General features: G+C 57.8%; 14 protein-coding genes and 1 pseudogene. 5 read left to right on the top strand and 10 right to left on the bottom strand.

What is annotated here, in order from left to right; translation table 11 throughout:
- Positions 1–65: 65 nt before the first annotated feature.
- Positions 66–1001, top strand: a pseudogene (locus E3W21_RS20975) (DUF1254 domain-containing protein); the annotation flags it as partial.
- 151 nt (positions 1002–1152) lie between these two features.
- Here the strand turns inward: E3W21_RS20975 and E3W21_RS31895 are convergent.
- Positions 1153–1470: a hypothetical protein gene (locus tag E3W21_RS31895; RefSeq protein WP_256661606.1), complete on the bottom strand. Its 318-nt coding sequence runs from the start codon at positions 1468–1470 to the stop codon at positions 1153–1155.
- Between the two features lie 91 nt (positions 1471–1561).
- Complete coding sequence (locus E3W21_RS20970) at positions 1562–2044, bottom strand: HIT family protein (RefSeq protein WP_134421721.1); 483 nt, start codon at positions 2042–2044, stop codon at positions 1562–1564.
- A 267-nt stretch (positions 2045–2311) separates the two neighbouring features.
- Between E3W21_RS20970 and E3W21_RS20965 the strand changes: the two genes are divergently transcribed.
- From E3W21_RS20965 to E3W21_RS20955, 3 genes are all read left to right on the top strand, one after another.
- Positions 2312–4882, top strand: coding sequence for an EAL domain-containing protein (locus E3W21_RS20965; protein ID WP_134421720.1), 2571 nt, complete (start codon positions 2312–2314; stop codon positions 4880–4882).
- A gap of 99 nt (positions 4883–4981) precedes the next feature.
- Positions 4982–5776: an exodeoxyribonuclease III gene (locus E3W21_RS20960; protein WP_134421719.1), complete on the top strand. Its 795-nt coding sequence runs from the start codon at positions 4982–4984 to the stop codon at positions 5774–5776.
- Between the two features lie 112 nt (positions 5777–5888).
- Positions 5889–6716: an arylamine N-acetyltransferase gene (locus E3W21_RS20955; protein WP_134421718.1), complete on the top strand. Its 828-nt coding sequence runs from the start codon at positions 5889–5891 to the stop codon at positions 6714–6716.
- A gap of 3 nt (positions 6717–6719) precedes the next feature.
- Here E3W21_RS20955 and E3W21_RS20950 read toward each other — a convergent pair whose 3' ends face one another.
- From E3W21_RS20950 to E3W21_RS20940, 3 genes are all read right to left on the bottom strand, one after another.
- On the bottom strand, positions 6720–7205 hold the full coding sequence (locus E3W21_RS20950) for a hypothetical protein (protein WP_134421717.1): 486 nt from the start codon (positions 7203–7205) through the stop codon (positions 6720–6722).
- A gap of 130 nt (positions 7206–7335) precedes the next feature.
- Positions 7336–7788, bottom strand: a complete 453-nt coding sequence (locus tag E3W21_RS20945; protein WP_134421716.1) for a hypothetical protein — start codon at positions 7786–7788, stop codon at positions 7336–7338.
- Positions 7785–8246, bottom strand: a complete 462-nt coding sequence (locus tag E3W21_RS20940; RefSeq protein WP_129442983.1) for a hypothetical protein — start codon at positions 8244–8246, stop codon at positions 7785–7787. Before E3W21_RS20940 ends, E3W21_RS20945 begins: the two co-directional genes overlap by 4 nt.
- Before the next feature lie 184 nt (positions 8247–8430).
- On the opposite strand from E3W21_RS20940, the gene E3W21_RS20935 reads away from it, so the two are divergent.
- A complete protein-coding gene (locus E3W21_RS20935; protein ID WP_134421715.1) occupies positions 8431–9948 on the top strand; it encodes a nucleobase:cation symporter-2 family protein in 1518 nt (505 codons plus the stop codon).
- 498 nt (positions 9949–10446) lie between these two features.
- On the opposite strand, the gene E3W21_RS20930 is transcribed toward E3W21_RS20935, so the two are convergent.
- The 5 genes from E3W21_RS20930 to tssI form a co-directional block, all read right to left on the bottom strand.
- Entirely contained in the window at positions 10447–10695 is a 249-nt protein-coding gene (locus E3W21_RS20930; RefSeq protein WP_256661605.1) for a hypothetical protein, read from the bottom strand.
- Positions 10696–10714: 19 nt separating this feature from the next.
- Positions 10715–11050 (bottom strand): hypothetical protein, encoded by a 336-nt coding sequence (locus tag E3W21_RS20925; protein ID WP_134421714.1) that lies wholly within the window; start codon positions 11048–11050, stop codon positions 10715–10717.
- 13 nt (positions 11051–11063) lie between these two features.
- Positions 11064–15776, bottom strand: coding sequence for an RHS repeat-associated core domain-containing protein (locus E3W21_RS20920; RefSeq protein WP_134421713.1), 4713 nt, complete (start codon positions 15774–15776; stop codon positions 11064–11066).
- Positions 15776–16513 (bottom strand): DUF4123 domain-containing protein, encoded by a 738-nt coding sequence (locus E3W21_RS20915; RefSeq protein WP_134421712.1) that lies wholly within the window; start codon positions 16511–16513, stop codon positions 15776–15778. The genes E3W21_RS20920 and E3W21_RS20915 overlap by 1 nt, the downstream gene beginning before the upstream one ends.
- Positions 16503–17971 (bottom strand): type VI secretion system tip protein TssI/VgrG (gene tssI, locus E3W21_RS20910; RefSeq protein ID WP_134421711.1); only part of this gene is annotated, 1469 nt, incomplete at its 5' end. The genes tssI and E3W21_RS20915, both read right to left, overlap by 11 nt.

Here is a 17971-nt window from a genome sequence, read left to right as displayed (position 1 = left end):
CGTCTAGAGTTGCGGTAACGCTGCCGATCCCGGCAGGTCTCCCCACCGCACGGATGATCGTCAGAATGTTGATTACTCAAGCATTGACAGCCGTTGCTCTAACCGTTGCAGCCTGCGCCATCTTTCCGCTCACGAGCCACGCTCAATCGAAAGTCACAGCCGAAGAAGCACACGCCATCGGCGTGGATGCCTACCTTTATTTTTACCCGCTGTTGACCATGGACATCACCCGCAAGCAATTCACCAACATCGAACCGGGCAAGGAATTCGATAAAGGTCCGATGAATACCTTTGTCAGCGTGCCGCAGTATCCACCTGCCGATTTCAAAGGGGTGGTGCGCTCGAACTTTGACACCTTGTATTCCATTGCCTGGCTGGATTTGACCGAAGAACCGCTGGTGATTGCAGCGCCCGATACGGCCGGGCGTTTCTACTTGCTGCCGATGCTCGACATGTGGACCGATGTATTCGCCTCACCGGGCTGGCGCACCACGGGCACCCAAGCGGGGCAGTTTCTGGTGACACCGCCGGGCTGGACCGGGACGGTGCCTGCCGGACTGAACCATCTGCCGGCGCCTACGCCCTTTGTCTGGGTCATTGGCCGCACCAAGACCGACGGCGCTGCGTACTACGCGGTGGTGCACAAGATTCAGGCCGGCTACACAGTGACGCCGTTGTCCCGCCTGGGCAAAAGCCCTGAGCCTGCCAGCGTGAAAGGCGACCCGACCGTGGACCTGAAGACCCCGCCAAAGATCCAGGTCGACACCATGTCGGTGGCCGACTACTTCGCCTACGCCGTCCAGTTGCTCAAAAAGCACCCTGCGCACATCACCGATCAACCGATCCTGGCGCAGATGAAGCGTATCGGTCTCGAACCCGGAAAACCGTTCAACATGGATGCGCTGGAGCCTGAAATCAAAGCAGCGCTTCAGACCGTGCCCGAAGACGCGCAGACGCTGATGACGTGGAAGGTTCCAACACTCACGCGCGTGGTCAACGGCCGAAGGGTCGGTTCAACCTGACCACACGTTTGTATGGGCTCAAGCCCGAGGTGTTGAACGGCAAGTGGAACCTGTCGGCGGTCACAAGCCGGTGTGTAGCGCCCAACTGACAGCAGCCGACGATCTCTCATCATCGGCTGCCTCTACGCGTTCAGCTGCCTGTCCCGCCTCCGGCACCGCCTGTTCCTCCCCCCGCAGCACCCGTGCCACCCCCCGCGCCAGAGCCGCTGTTCCCACCGTTACCGCCGTTGCCGCCGCTGGAAGAGCCCGACCCGCTATTGCCACCGTCAGCGTTGTGGCCGCCCGAAGGTTGGCCAGGGTTATTGTTGGGCGCCATTGTCGAGCCGCCGGTTGAGCCCGATTGGGTGCCGGTCGCATCAGCGCCATCGCCTGAGGCTGCAAAAATGCCGACGGACATGGCGGACAGCACTCCAGCCAGTAATAGCGAAGTCATTTTGATGGTCATCATGGTGCGTCTCCAAAGATGAGTCGTTACCTGATGTTGGTATGAAGGGCAGGGCGGTTGGTGCCGATTGGTTGACGAGTGGTCGACGTACGTTTCAGGCGAAAGCCTCGCGCAGGTGGCTGATCGCTACTTCTACTGTCATTCCCGGTGCAGTCGGCGGATCAGGCCGTTCACAAAACTCACGCCAGACAAACAGCGTCAGCTCGGCACCATCGGTGATGCTTTCCGGGTGGGGGGAAGAGAAGGTCTCTAGCACTCTGTAGCGTGCATCCTGCCAGAACAAATCCTCGACCCAGTCGTAGATCGGTATCACGTGAAAGTGAATCGGATGGCCGGGCACATGTCCGTAACGACCGATGTACAGTCGTTTGGGTTTGAACAACGTTTCGACAATCCGTTGAGTTTTCGCCAGCAGCGGGCCGAGCTCGGCGAGGGCGCTTTCGGGCAGTTCGTGGAGGGCGCTGACGTTCGCTCGGGCGCCGAGCATCACGTAACCCGGCAGTGCCGAGTTGAGGCGGTGGTTGACGATCCAGTGTTCGGTTTCATGGAGGATGAAGTGCTGGGGGATGAGGGGCATGTCATGACTTCCTTTTCTTGCGCGATAACAAACGATGGCGACGTACCCAGTCGGGAGTACGCGGGCGTTGCTTGCAATTACAGGGCTGCAGCCGTCGATTGGCAATGGTTGTGTGAACGGTTCTTTAATTGCGGCAATGACTCGCGCTATCCCTGCGCCAAGGCCCGGCATGGCTGCTATGGTCAATAAACGTTCGGCCAGTGTCCTGGTAAAAAAGCTCGCGAGCGTCGCATCCCGATCAGGCAATCGATTGACAGGATCAAGTGCATGGATATGAACGCTGTTACCACTGTCGCCGCTCCCCGTCATACGCCGATAACCCGCAACCTGGTGTTTGTCATCGGCTTGCTGTTTGTCCTGGGTGTGCTGATCGCCCTGTTGGCCTTGTTCAACATTGCCGGGAGGCTGGACGCCCAGGACCTGGCCAAGACCACTTTCTACACCCAGCGTGCGCTGGAAAACCGCATCACCGCCTCGAAAAGCTACGTCGCCAGTTATGCAAACTGGACGACCGCCTACGACCATTTGAACGGCCAGGTCGATGTGCAATGGGCCTACATCGAGCAGAACCTGGGCAAAACCTTGTTCAGCATTGATCACTACGATGGCGTCTTCGTGGTCGATCATCAGCAAACCAAATACGCAGTGGTGCGCGGGCTTCAGGTGCAGGAGGCGGCGACCACCTATCTTTCGGCATCGATGGCGACGCTGATACAGGCAGTCCAGAGTCAGGAAAGCCTCATTGAACCCGTCAGCCAGTTCACGCTGTTCGAGGGCAAACCGGCATTGCTGACGGCTGCCGCGATCGTCCCCAATGACGAAAGGCCGGCGGTCGATCCTCAAAGCACCTCGGTGCTGGTGTTCGTCGACCAATTAAGCCCTGACAAGCTCAGCGTCCTGAGCGCCGATTACGGTTTGCATGATTTAAACCTGACGCCTGATAACGCCATCTCGCCCGACAGGCCAGCCGTGGCACCGGCGGACACCGGCTACAGCCTGGTTTCCCGACTTGAGCAACCGGGTCACCAGTTGCTCTGGTCGCTGCTGCCGCCATTGGGCGGCGCGCTGTTGGTGCTGGCGTTGTTAACAGCTTATTTCTTCCGGTATGTCTTGCGCACGTCCGGGCACGTGGATGCCAGCTACACCAGCCTCGATTTATCGAACCAGGCGCTGGAGGCCAGTGAAGAACGTTTTCGTGCAGTGGCTGAGGCCGCTTCCGACTGGATCTGGGAAATCGACGACAAGCATTGCCTCTCTTATCTGTCAGGACGTTTCGCCACCGTCACCGGTTATTCCGATCAGCAATGGATCGGGCAGGACATCGGGCAACTGCTCAATTGCGATACGCTGCCCTTGTCGCTGTGGCTGCATAAGCTCAATGAAGAACAGCCCGTCAGCCATTTGCGCTGCTCCTATCGCGATCAGTCGGGGCAGCAGCGTATTTGCCGGGTTTCGGCACGGCCGATCCATCGCAAGGGCGCGGTGCTGGGCTATCGCGGGACGGCCAGCGATATCACCGATGAAGTCGCTGCCCATGCCCAGATCCAGCATCTGTCGTTGCACGATGCCCTGACGGGGCTGCCGAATCGCAACAAACTGGCGCGTTTCCTCGACGAGGCCCTGGCGCAGAAAGGGCATTCGGCGGCGCTGGCGCTGTTGATGATCGATCTGGATAACTTCAAGCCGATCAACGACTCCCTTGGCCACCCGGCTGGCGACGCCGTACTGCTGGAAGTGGCCACCCGATTGCGCGAGTGCACGCGGGACATCGATCTGGTCGCCCGGCTCGGTGGTGATGAGTTTGTGCTGGTGCTCAACGGCATGGACAGTCACGCCGAAATCGACCGGTTCTGCGAGCGTTTGCTCGAGAGCCTGCAGCAGCCGATTCATTACGAACATCACACGCTGCACATCGGGGCGAGCATCGGTGTCGCCTTGAGTCGGCGTCAGGGTCACATTCCCAATGAGCTGATCCGGTGTGCCGACATTGCGCTGTATCAGGCTAAATCCAACGGTAAGAAGACCTGGTGCTACTTTGCGCCGCACATGAACGATCAGATCCAGCACCGCCGACAATTGGAAAACGACTTGCGCCGGGCGATCAAGAACAACGAGTTCGTGATGCATTACCAGCCGCGCTACAACATGGGCGGCAAGCAGGTGGTCTCGGTGGAAGCGTTGCTGCGCTGGCAGCATCCGGAACAGGGGCTGTTGAGCCCCGACGAGTTTATCCCTTTGGCCGAGCAGACTGACCTGATCGTGCCTTTGGGGCGCTGGGTGTTGCGCGAAGCCTGTGAAACGGCCCTGACCTGGCCCGGTGCGTTGATGGTGTCGGTCAATTTGTCGCCTGTGCAATTTGCCCGCAGCGATGTGGTGGAGGACGTCAGGGAGGCATTGATCCAGACCCGTTTACCGGCCAGTCGTCTGGAGCTGGAGATCACCGAAAACGTGATGCTCATCGATGTGGATGGCGCGTTGGCGACTATGAATGCGCTCAAGGAACTGGGCGTGCGGTTGAACATGGACGACTTCGGTACCGGCTATTCGTCCCTGGGTTACTTGCGCACGTACCCGTTCGACGGGATCAAGATCGACAAGCGTTTCATCTCGTCCATGAGCGGCGGCGGCAATGATCGCGCCGTGGTGCAGGCGATCATCAACCTGGGCAAAGCCATGGGCCTGACCGTGACGGCAGAGGGCGTCGAGACCCTGGAGCAACTGGACTTCCTGGTCTCGGACCAGTGCAATGAGGTGCAGGGTTTCTACTTGAGTCGGCCTATGGAAAAGCAGGCGTTGCTGCCATTGCTCAAGGCGTCGCATGACGAGTTTCCAGTGTAGGGGCGTGCCCTTAGTCGCCTGACTCGCTCGTAGAGGCAACTGCCGGGACGCACCCCCGGTCACAACTGGATATCGACCCTGCGTTGCGAGCGTTGGAACATGAAGAACCTGAAAATCGCGACATTCAACGTCAACGGCATGTGCGCCCGACTACCCAACTTGCTGGTCTGGCTTGAGCGAGAGCAGCCAGACATCGCTTGTTTGCAGGAACTCAAGTCGATTGACAGTGCATTCCCGGCAGCCGAGCTTGAGGCCGCTGGCTACGGCGCGATCTGGCAAGGTCAGTCTTCGTGGAACGGGGTGGCGATTCTGGCGCGGGATGCGCAGCCGCTGGAGAGTCGTCGAGGCCTGCCAGGTGATGACAGCGACACCCACAGCCGGTATCTGGAGGCCGCCGTGCACGGGATTCTGGTGGGCTGCCTGTACCTGCCCAATGGCAACCCGCAGCCGGGGCCGAAGTTCGATTACAAGCTGGCGTGGTTCGAACGGCTGATCCACTACGCGCAGACGCTTCAGGCCAGTGATCATCCCGTGGTCCTGGCCGGTGACTACAACGTGGTGCCCACCGACCTCGACATCTACAACCCGCGATCCTGGCTGAAGGATGCGTTGCTGCAAACTGAAAGCCGCGAGTGTTATCAGCGCCTGCTGGCCCAGGGCTGGACCGATTCCTTGCGCCATCTGTATCCAGAGGATCGGCTCTATACCTTCTGGGATTATTTTCGCCAGCACTGGCAAAAGAACTCAGGGTTGCGCATCGATCATCTGTTGCTTAACCCGGCGCTGAGTCCTTATCTGCACGAGGCCGGAGTCGATGCCTGGGTTCGCAACGAGCCGCATGCGAGTGATCATGCGCCGACGTGGATTCGGTTGAGTTCGCGCAAACGGCGTTGATCTTTACGTGTGCGCCGATTGGCTAAATCAATTGTCAGTCGAGCCGCTTTATCCCTTATACATGGCGCCCATCGGCGGAGAGATCCGCGGCCCCATGCATAAGGACTGAACAATGAGCGAGCCACACCTGAGCAATCTTGCGTTGTACCTGCAGCGCCTGGGCTTCGACGCGCCGCCGGCGCCGACCCTGGAAACCCTGCGCCAACTTCAACTGCGCCACACCGGCGCCTTCCCGTTCGAAAACCTCAGCACGTTGTCGGGTCAGCCGGTGCTTATTGACTTGCCGTCCATAGAGCAAAAGGTCCTGCATGACGGCCGCGGTGGTTACTGCTACGAACTCAACAACCTGTTCCTGGCCCTGCTCCAGGCACTGGGCTTCGACGCTCGCGGTATCACCGGCCGAGTGGTCATGGGCCAACCCGAAGGCGCATGGACCGCCCGTACACACCGCTTGAGCCTGGTAACCCTGGACGGCGTGCGCTACATCACCGACGTCGGCTTCGGCGGCATGGTGCCCACCGCACCGCTGATGCTCGATACCCCGGCTGAACAGCTCACACCTCACGAACCCTATCGCATCGAGCAGCACGAGGATGGCTACACCTTGCGCGCCAATGTCGGCGGCGAATGGCGGGCGATGTACATCTTCGATTTGCAGCGCCAGGAAGACATCGATTACGCCGTCGGCAATTGGTATGTCTCGACTCATCCCGAATCGTCGTTCGCCAGGCAACTGATGGTGGCGCGCACCGGGGAAGGGTGGCGCCGCACGCTGAACAACGGCAGTTTTGCGATTCATCGGATCGGCAGTGAGACTGAACGGCGGCAGGTGACGGATGTGGATGAATTGATGGGTTTGTTGCGCAGCGAGTTCGACATTCGGGTGCCGCGGGAGGCGGCGTTGCGCCGGGTTATTGAAGGGCTGATTCAACAGCCCTGAGCCTCACAGCTGCAGTCCCTCCTGCACCACTGACAGCAGATTGTCTTCGGTCATGGCAATCGCATCCGGCTGTTGCCCGGATTGATCGATCGCTTGCAGCCACCACTGCGTCTCGCCGTGTTCGCTCACGGTTCGCAGCATCGAGAGTGTTTTCCCTTGGGTGCGGATCTCGACCCGTCCGGCACCATCCTCGGTGAAACGAGCGACGGGGTCGAAGGTGATGCTGTGGTGGTTGCCTTCAATCAGTAACTGGTCGATGGCGTAGTCGTAGGTCGCACCGTCAGGATGACGCTCGAAGACGTGCGTCGGTACTCGCCGGATGTTCAGCCCGGCTTCGCTGAGCGGCGCCAGCCAGGCTTCGATGAAGTGGTACAGGTCGTAAACCTGCGCAGGCCAGCTGTCTATTTGGTGATCAGCACAGAGTGTCTCGTCGGCGCTGGACTGCTGGGTTTGCTTCAGTTTCGCGGCGAGTTGGTCAGCCTTGCTCATGTCGATGTCCTATCGTGGTCTCAGTGAGAGCGTACCTCTATCAAGGTAGTGCACGTCTTGCCTTGCGTCATGTTGCCGGGAGATTTTGGCTTCAAGGGGCTGCCGGTTAAGAGTCTCGCTGGCTCGCGTTTTAACGAATATCCCGCCGCCACGTTCCGCTCTTGGGATGAAAGCGCCTGCACGCCACACCCAGTCTCGGGTAAATCCAGGGAATGCCGAACTGGCGAATCGTGAAGTAAAACCGGTAATCGACCAGGCCGGCGAAGGTCGCGAAAAAGTGTACCTCGTCCAGCCATACCAGCTCTGCCAGATAGTACGAGCTGTACAGGCATCCGACGAGGTGTTCGCCCAATACGCTTTGAAGGTCTTTACTGATCAGCGAAAAGCACACGGCTTCTTCAAAGGGGCAATCGAAGTCGGTCACCAACAGATAGCCGGACGCGGTTTCGTATTGGCGCAGCAGCGTGCGACCAGAAATGACCAGCGCTGAGCGGTGGCCGTCGATGATCACCGGTGATGTGTCGGGGCTCGGGTCGTCGGGGTCTTCAGGCCGCCAAAGGGTAAATCGCTCCACGGTGTTCATGGTCGTGAGAGGGCCCGGGATGTTGCGTCACGCTGGATTTTCTGGACTCGGCGCCACGCCCAGTGGGTGATCAGCCCGACTGCCGCGCCATCGATTAGCCAGAACATCCACAGCAACCGCCATTTAGGGTGAAGACAGACCAGTCCGGCGATCGCCACCCCAGCCAACACGCCAGTCACCCAGTTGGCGTAACCCTTGGCGCTGAGCCAGGCGTACAGCGGCGTGAAACCCACGAGCACGGGCACCACGCCAAAGAACACGCCACCGACCAAAAAAGGCAAAAAGACGCCGACGCCAACCCAGAGGCCAATCTCCAGATCAGGGGAATCCATGGCATAGGGCAGGGCAATGGCCAGGGCTTGCACGGCGACCACGGTGCAAAACGCGCCAAAGGTCAGGGGCAGGATCTGGGTAAGGTGTTCGAGTGCTGAGCGATCATTCAAGGTGGCGGCTTCCATGTCCGTAATTGTCCGCCAGGGTGCGGAGCGGCAGAGTTTATCAGGGAAGGTGCGGCGCAAGTCTCCGGTGTGGAATGGCCATGTGTCCATAATCTGACTGACTAGTTGTATACAACTCTATAGACATTTGTCCTGAGTCTTGCATACAGTGTGCGCATAACAAAAACCAGGGAACCCCCCAACCATGAAAACGCCCCATGTTTCACACCAACGGCCTGAGGACGTAAATCTCGGGATCGGCGCGAATATGGCTTACGGCCTGCAACACGTTCTGACCATGTACGGCGGCATCGTCGCGGTGCCTTTGATCATCGGCCAGGCGGCCGGGCTCTCACCGGCGGACATCGGTTTGTTGATTGCTGCTTCACTGTTTGCGGGGGGCTTGGCGACATTACTGCAAACACTGGGTTTACCGTTTTTCGGCTGCCAATTGCCGCTGGTACAGGGCGTGTCGTTCTCTGGTGTCGCGACGATGGTGGCGATTGTCAGCAGTGGCGGGGAGGGCGGGTTTCAATCGATTCTCGGGGCGGTGATTGCCGCGTCGTTGATCGGCCTGCTGATCACGCCGGTGTTCTCGCGAATCACCAAGTTTTTCCCGCCGCTGGTCACGGGCATTGTGATCACCACCATCGGCCTGACGCTGATGCCAGTCGCTGCACGCTGGGCCATGGGCGGCAACAGCCATGCCCCGGACTTCGGCAGTATGGCGAACATTGGTCTGGCGGCGGTGACGCTGGTGCTGGTTTTGCTGTTGAGCAAGATTGGCAGCGCGACCATCTCTCGTTTGTCGATCCTGTTGGCCATGGTTATCGGCACGGTGATCGCGGTGTTCCTTGGCATGGCGGATTTCTCGTCCGTCACTCAAGGCCCGATGTTCGGCTTCCCGACACCGTTCCACTTTGGCATGCCGACCTTCCATTTCGCCGCGATCCTGTCGATGTGCATTGTGGTCATGGTGACCCTGGTGGAAACCTCGGCTGACATCCTGGCGGTGGGTGAAATCATCGGCACCAAGGTCGACTCCAAACGACTGGGCAACGGCCTGCGCGCCGATATGCTGTCGAGCATGATCGCGCCGATCTTCGGCTCCTTCACCCAAAGTGCCTTCGCCCAGAACGTCGGGCTGGTGGCGGTGACCGGGATCAAGAGCCGCTTCGTGGTGGCTACCGGCGGTTTGTTTCTGGTAGTCCTCGGTTTGCTGCCGTTTATGGGGCGCGTCATCGCCGCTGTACCGACTTCTGTCCTCGGCGGCGCCGGTATCGTGCTGTTCGGCACCGTGGCGGCCAGTGGTATTCGTACGCTGTCCAAGGTCGACTACCGCAACAACGTCAACCTGATCATTGTCGCCACCTCCATCGGCTTCGGCATGATCCCCATCGCTGCGCCGAACTTCTACGACCACTTCCCAAGCTGGTTCGCCACGATCTTCCATTCGGGCATCAGCTCCTCGGCGATCATGGCCATCGTGCTGAACCTGACCTTCAACCACCTCACTGCCGGTAACTCCGATCAGCAGTCGGTGTTCGCGGCCGGTACCGAGCGCGTTCTGCGTTATCAGGATCTGGCAGCGTTGCGCGAAGGGGATTATTTCAGCGAAGGCAAACTGCGTGACTGCGACGGGAATGAGATTCCAGTGGTGGAGGCGGGCCATGAGTCGAGCGAGCATCGAGCGGCTCATGCCAAAAGCAGTGAGCATGTCTGACAGTTGTATTCGCTTAAAAGGCTGGTAGATCAAAAGATCGCAGCCTCGTTTCACTCGACAGCTCCTACAGTGGAACGCAATTCTCTGTAGGAGCTGTCGAGTGAAACGAGGCTGCGATCTTTTGGCCACAAAAAAGCCCCTGAACCTTTCGATTCAGGGGCTTTTCGATATTGCTGTCTGGCTCCACGACCTGGACTCGAATAGAAAAATAAGCACCTGTTTTACAAGAAAATTGTTCTTGTTTATAGAATCTTTATCCCTACGGTTATCCTAATTAGGCCCGGATTTCATGCGAACTCCTTGGATCCCCGTGAGCATGGCAGTTTGAAGCGCCAACCATTGGATGCGAAAGGTTAGGATAAGAGTCAAAGAAGGCGATGCCTTGATTGTTAGCGCTGATGCGATTTTGACCCAGGGTCAAAATCGCATCAGCGCTAACACTCTTCAGATATGGAGTACTGACTAAGGTTGCCCATATCTAAATCTCCCCACTCCTTTTCATCTTCCATTTTCAAAAGAAGAAGAGGGTGTGTTTATCTCGTTGAAGAATGTAATTATGTCGCGAATATCTTTCTCGCGCCGAATATGGTCATTTTCGAAAAGATCACATGTGTAAAAGAAACCTTTATCGCCCATGGCGAGCTTCTTTTGAGAGCCGATCAGTGACATCTTAAAACGTCGGTGCAGAAATTTTGCGATCTCAATATCGCTAGTGATTGAGGCAGAAGCAATGCTTGTTCTGGGCATGGCTAAAATCTTCAGTTTTCTACAGAGTAATAAAGCTATCGTTTTCGTTATAGAATTTTATGGCTTTAAGTATCTCTTCATTTGTAGCAGACGTCTTTTGTTTTAGTGCGTTGAATACCACATCTTCTAAGAGTTCATCGGTGAACCAGAAATCGAGATTTTTTTGAGTGATCCTCTCTGGGAAAATTTCTTCATCGTCATCCGTGATCTCTGAATACTCATCAATGACGCAATCGGTATGTAAGGTAGCTTGATCTGATGATCCAGCCCCATAAACACAATAGGTAAGCTCTTTTTTCTGAGCTTTTAAGAAGTCGATCAGGTCATTTATCTTGATAGATTGATTGTGCTTCATACCACTACTCCAATTATTCTGTTTTGATTTTTCCTTCGCGCCCCTCTCGGCCCCCACCCCATATATCTCGTCCACCTTTGCCGGTTGGGTGATATACGGAGTGTTCGCCGCCATGGTCCGCTCGATGAACAAGCTGCAGCACACCGGGCTTCTCGTTGTGGTGCCAAGTGTAGCCTGTCGGGCTGGAGCCCATGTTCCGTTTGGGATCATCCACCCAAGTTTTTAATTCAGGGTTTCGACTATACATATTTTTTCGAAATGCTGGATCGCCATTGAGCTTGTTTATTAAGTCCTTGTTAGCTCTGTTGAATTGCACCTTGTCACTCTTTAGGTACAGATTTTCAGGCACTTTGTATTCGTGGAATGAGTTGAATTGATGAGCTTTTCGTCCCGCATCAGGAGAGTCGGGTTGGCCTTCGTCGACCGCCGGTTTTGTTGTCGCGTTATCGGCGTCAAAGTCTGGCTTACACCCATCCGCACCAGGACAAGTATCCAACCCCAACGGATCCACCCACCCCGTAGGGTTAGGCACGTACTGGTAGTTATTCAACCCACCCGCAAGCTTGATCGGATCCGGCGTCAGAAACCGTCCAGTCCCCGGATTGTAGTAGCGATGCCGGTTGTAGTGTAAGCCCGTCTCAGCGTCGAAGTACTGACCCTGGAAACGCAACGGATTGTCGATTTCAGCAACGTCGAGTGCGGCGAGGTTGCCATAGGCGCGGTATTTCGCTGACCACATGATCTCGCCGCTGTAGTCGGTGAGTTCCTGCGGGGTGCCCAGGTGGTCGAGTTGATAGTACAACGGCGTTGCTTTGAGAGGGCCTTCGCCGTCCAGCATTGCCAGCGGGCGGAAGCTGCCCGGTTCGTAGATGTAGGTGCGATAGCGGTTGTCGGCGCTTTCAGCGATCAGGCGTTCGCCTTGCCACAGGAATTCGGTGGCGCTGCCGTCGACGGTTTTTTCGATACGGCGGCCGAAGGCGTCGTACTTGTAGCTTGCGGTACTGCCTCCCGGCAGGCTGACGCCGATCAAGCGGTGCTGGCAGTCGTAGCGGTATTCCGTTACGAGTTTCTGTCCGGTGCCACGGCGTTCGCGGCTCAGGTTGCCGTAGGCGTCGTAGTCGTAGTGGCGGTCGCCCTGCATCAGCAGGCGATTGCCTTTGACGTTGGCCAGGTTCGCGGCGGCCTGATCGCCTTGCCCCAGCAAGTTGCCGGCGGGGTCGTGGGCGAAGCTTTCCGGGGGGCTGCCACGGACGTTGATCAGGCGGTCGAGCGGATCGTAGTGGTAGCTGCGGTTGCCTTTGCGGGTGTCGTCGATGCCGGCGAGGTTGCCATTGGCATCGTAGGCGTAGCGGCGCTGGAATAGGTTGCGATCCTGCTGGCTAACGCTGTGGGCTTGGAGGCGACCTTGTTCGTCGTACTGGTATTGGCTGAGCAGCAGACCTTGTTGGCGCTTTTGTTCGCGGCCGGCGTTGAATTGGTGGGTGGTCAGGCGCGAACCGTTAAGGTCGATGCTGCTCAACTGCCCGCCGCGCTGGTGGCGGTAATCAAGCTTGCTACCGTCCGGGAGACGGCAGTGTTTCAACTGGCCGACGGTGTCGTACTCGTAACGCAGCGTGCCCCAGCCTTGGTGTTCGGTGATAAGGCGGTCCTGCAGGTCGTATTCGTACGCCAGCGGCCAGTTGCCGTCGTCAACGTTAACGAGGCGGCCAAGCGCGTCGTAGCTGTAGTGAATCTCTTCACCATCAGCCAGGGTTTTCACCAGCAAACGGCCAGCGGCGTCACGCTGGTACTCAGTGGCCAACTCGCTGCCGTCATCGCCGAATTCGGTTTTCTTCAGCAACTGGCCATTGAGGTCGTATTCGTAGGCCGTGCGGCGACCGTCGAACCCGGTTTCCTGCTGGATCAGGCCGTTGGCGTAATAGTCGAGGTTGTAGTGCTCGCCACGTTCGTTTTCGATTTCGGTGAGCAGCAGGCGCGAATTGTCGTAGCGGTAGCGCAGCTGGCTGCCATCCGGGTTGATACGGCGGCTGACCAGGTGCAGGCCATCAGCGTATTCGTAGCGCGTGACGCGACCGAGCTCGTCACGTTCGGCGGTCACACGACCGTACGGGTTGTAGGTGAACGCTCGGGTTGCACCGCCGGGGAGGGTGACCTGCGTGAGTCGATCGACGGCATCCCACTGGTAGTGGGTGATGGCGCCGGTTTCTTCCTGGCGGGTGATCTGCCGGCCAAGAGCGTCGTAGCGGTATTTACGCTGGCCGCCGTCGGGCAGGCGTTCTTCGAGCAACTGGCCGAGGTTGTTCCATCCCAATTGATGACGGCTGCCGTCGGGGTGACGAATTTCCAGCAGGCGACCTTGGCGGTCGTAGCTGTAATGGGTTTCATTGCCGTGGGGATCGATCTGCAGGGTGATATCGCCCTGATTGTTGCGTTGGTACTTCCAGATCGACTCGTCACGACGGACTTCGCTGACAAAACCGTTGCTGTATTCGTACTCCGTCGGCGCGTCTTCCGGTGGGATTACCGCGGCTAAACGGCCGGCGGCGTCGTATTGATATTCGCTGACCGCGCCGAGGGGATTCTTTTCGGCGATCAATCGGCCTTTTTCGTCATAGACTTTGAGGTGTTCGGCCCCGTCCGGGTCGACCTTGGCCACCAAACGCGCCTGATCGTCATGGGTGTAAATCTCTTCGCTACCATCGGCGTTCGTGACCGTAACGGTGCCTTTATCATCCCAAACGTAGTGCGCATCCATTTGCGAGAAGCTGGCCCAGTGATGGATGCAGCGTGCCGACTTACCTTCCTTTTCCCATTCCCAGTAGAAGCTGGCGCCACCGGCCAGTCGGCGTTCCAGAATTACGTTCTGATCGTTATAGGTGTAGCGCTCGGCTTCACCGGCAGCATTTTTCGCTTCGATCAGGCGGTGCTGGGCATCGTAGCCGTAGGTGGCCAGGTTCTGGATTGTGCTCCAGGCGTTTTCCAGGTTGTCAGCGGGGACGAACTGCTGGTAATCGATGGCGACGATATGTTTGCGGTCGTAACGAATGAGAAGAGCGCGCCCGGCACCGTTGTCGACTCGTTTGATACGCCCGTGAATGTCGCGGGTGATGTGCAGGCGATTGCCGTAGTTGTCGCTGATAGCGATCAGCGTCGCGCCTTTGCTGTTGTAGCGAAAGTGGTAGAACTGGGCACGTTCGCCGGCCTGGGTGAGGATCAGTTCTGAGGGATCATCACCAAGGAAAATCGCTGCTTCCGACAGGCTGTTGGTGATCGCCGGACGCTGCACACTCGGTAACGGGAACGTGGTGATACGATTTTCGTGGTCGGTCCAGACCACCTCGTCGTCCTTGATGTCCGCCCGCTGGGCAAGTGCATGGCTCCAGCCGTAGCCGAGGCCGCAATCAATTTCCGCGGCGCTGGTGCGGTAAAGGCGAGTCCACTCGAAAGGTAGCAGTCCGTCGAGCTGACCATCGGTCAGCGTCAGTAGCTCCTCACCGGTAACCATGGAAACCGGGCAATTGTTGGTGCAGGTTTTCTTGGCGCAGGTAGCGCTTTTTTCATCGGGATTTGTCGATTGCTTGGAATGGTCATCGGCGTGTTCGTGCTCGCGTATTTTGGCGTGGTCCTGCCTGCCCCAACCAATCCTCACTTTGCCTTTTTCAAATGCCCCAACGGCTGCACGGGCGGCGACCTTTTTGTATTTATCAACAGATTCAATGAAGGCTTTAAGAATCTTGAAGACGGCTTTTACAAAGCCGACTACAGCCTCAAGAATTTTTGCACCGTAGTTCGCGAGGCGAACACCCAAATAGGCAATGCCTGAACCTGCGGCCGCATAGGTCAACACCAAGGCCAATACGATGTCGATAAGGATGGTTACCAGTACGCTGGCTGCTTGCTCGGAGAATTTGCCTACGACCACGCTAGGTGGCAATTGAATAAGCCAGAGAGCCGTAGTTTTTAGCAGCAAAAATAGAGCAGCCTGATCACTTGCCAGCAGCATGAGCCTTTCCATGGCCGCTGGCGTTTCTTTTGCAAGTTTGATCAGGTCAGTGGCACTTTGACCTAGCTCATGCGCAAATGCTTGAGGATCCTTCAGGATCTCGAATATGCGTTTAATACCGTCAAATGCACCCTTGACTGCATCCCAGGTCCCAGCGGCAGCACCATTGAGTTGCGCCAGGTAGGCTGTCGACAGTGTCTCGGTGGGCCATAGAGGCCTGTAGTTTTTCCATTCGCCATCCAGCCAAGTTTGCAACTGCTGCGTCAGGTTGTCGTAGGAGCCAAATAAGTCGTTAACCTGTTCTTTGGTGACTTGGCTCTGAACGCGGACGTAGTATTTTTCCCCCGCTATTCCCTTGTAGACACCTTTGCCTTGCTCATCAAGCGTGACAGGCTTTGAAGCCCCACCAGCCGTCGGTGTGACATCGACGGTAATGTTGCCTACCGGGATATCGTTAACCGAAACGAATTTGCTCTCGATCAGCAGCCGGCCGTCTTTTGGGCAAATGGCAACCGCAGAGAAGTCGCTATCATTGATACTGACGGTCGCGCTCTCGGTCCCGAGTTTGACGGTCCTGTTCATTCCAAATATGGCTGGTCTGTCGAAGAACTGCGGGCCTTTATCCACCCACTGGGCAAAATTGCTTTCGGTCAGTTCACGATAAAGCTTCAGGCTGTCCTTGAAGGTGTCCAGTTGTTCATCAATAAAGGCAACGCGATCCATCAGCCTTGCTCCAGAATCAGGTGGTTTAACAGTGCTTCATTAAGATTTTTCGGAGCATTGGGCTGGCGCACGAAACGTGCGATTTTCAGCTTCAGGTTGCTCTCGGGATAGGCGGCGTAGATGTCTGGACGTTCTTCTCCCAGCCACTGCATCAGATTGCCGATCAGGGTCGACTGGTTCTGCTTGGCGAGGCCATCCAACAACCCCTTCGGCACTTCCCACCAAGGCCATTCCTTCGCCGGCGGCACCATCCTCGGTCCAACCTCCAGGCTCTTCCCATTAATCAAATACCGATCAAACACCGGTAACACTTCGCCAGCCGCTTCACCCAACCCTTCGAGAATCGGATAAATATGCCGCCCATCCCAAAACCGGAAGAACACCTCGGTCCCATCCGGCATCCGTACTTGCGTCAAGCTGCGCAGGTGCTCGAACACCACGTCCGGTGAGCTGCTGGACACCGCCAACCAACCCCAATCCTGGGCATCGGTTTCGGCAATCCACGGCAGGAAATTCGAGTTGGGTTTGACCTCGGTGAGGTAGGGCATCACCGGTTGCCAGGCTGCGTAGGGTGTGCCGCCCCAAATCGGCGTAACTTGGGTGGAGGGTTCTACTTGATAAAGCGTCTTCAGCGGTTCGGCATCGCTCGCGGCACTAACAATCAAATAAAGCCGCTCACTCACCTGCAACGGCCGCTCAGCCAACCACGCCTGCGGGGTCAAAAGATCAGATCGCACAAGCACCTGCCTTGCATTTCTCACACTCTTCACAGAACGGCGCGTTGCGTTTGAGCGTATTGATCTGCGCCGGGGTCAGGACCGCGCCAGCCTTGTCGGCATCGGCCTGTTTCAGCACGCCGGGCATCAGTGGCGCGGCGCCAGTCCCGTTGCCGGGGCTGCCCCCGGAGTTCATGTTGATCACCGGGCCGCTCAGGGTGACGCCGCTGCCGTCGATCTTGATGAAGCTGCCGCCGCCCTTGAGGGTCAGCTCGCTCCCGGCCTCAAGCACGACTTTCATGCCGCTGCTCAGGTGGATTTCCTGGCCGGCTTCGATGAACTGGCCAGTGCCGACTTTGATGTGCTGGTTCACGCCCACGGTCAGGTGGTCGTTGGCGCGGGCCTCGACTTTGCGGTCGGCGTAGACGGTGTGGTGTTCTTCGGCCTTGAATTCGCTGTAGCTGTTTTTCTCGACGGTGTCGTGGCGTTCGTTGCCGACGCGGATTTTCTGGTCGTGTTCGACGTTTTCGTCCCAGTCGCGCTGGGCGTGGAGGAAGATTTGTTCCTGGCCTTTCTTGTCTTCGATGCGCAGTTCGTTGAAGCCGCCACCGCCCTTGGAACTCAAGGTTTTGAAGGTGCTGCGGGTTTTGTTCGCCGGCAGCGGGTACGGGACGACGTTTTCCTTGTGGTACAGGCAGCCGCTGATCAGCGGTTGGTCGGGGTCGCCTTCGAGGAAGGTGACGAGCACTTCCATGCCGATCCGCGGGATGGCGATGCCGCCGTAGTGGGCGCCGGCCCAGGCGGAGGAGACGCGTAGCCAACAGCTGGTCTTGTCGTCGGCCTGGCCTTCGCGGTCCCAGTGGAATTGCACTTTGACGCGGCCGTACTGGTCGCAGTGGATCTCTTCACCCTTGGGTCCGGTGACCACGGCGCTTTGGCTGCCGAGGATGCGCGGCTTCTTTTGCGTCAGGGGCGGGCGGTTCGGCACGTCCCATGGGGTGGCCTGGAAGCGGTTGCGGTAGCCCTGGTGGAAATCGTCTTTCAGGTTAGTGGTGCTGCTGGTGACCGACTCTTCCAGCACTTGCGGCTGTTTGCCTTCGTGGAGAATTTCGGTCAGCAGCCAGAGGTCGTTCCATTTGGCTTTCGGGTGTTGGGTCAGGGCCAGGAAGTGGCCGCTGACCAGCAACGGCTGATCGCTTTTGCCTTCGGCGAGCTGGAAGTCGCTGCGGTGGCGTTCGAGAGCGCGTTTGGCCAAGTGCTTGCCGCGTTCGCGGTCGATGAAGCGACCGGGGTAGTCGTAGTCTTCGAGGTCGGGCAGGGCGTCGCCGCGGTTCTCGCTTTCCAGGGTCAGGCGCGGCTTTTCGAAGTCGTAGTCGCGGCGGGTGGTGCGGCTGGTGCGGGTTTCCAGGCGCAGGTCGAAGCGCTTGATCACCGGGTCGTTGGCAACCATGCCGGAGTCTTGCTGGTAGGCCACGGGCG

Source organism: Pseudomonas sp. F01002 (assembly GCF_004402115.1).
In the GTDB taxonomy this organism is placed as follows: Bacteria; Pseudomonadota; Gammaproteobacteria; order Pseudomonadales; family Pseudomonadaceae; genus Aquipseudomonas; species Aquipseudomonas frigoris.
This window is presented reverse-complemented; position numbering and strand designations above follow the sequence as displayed.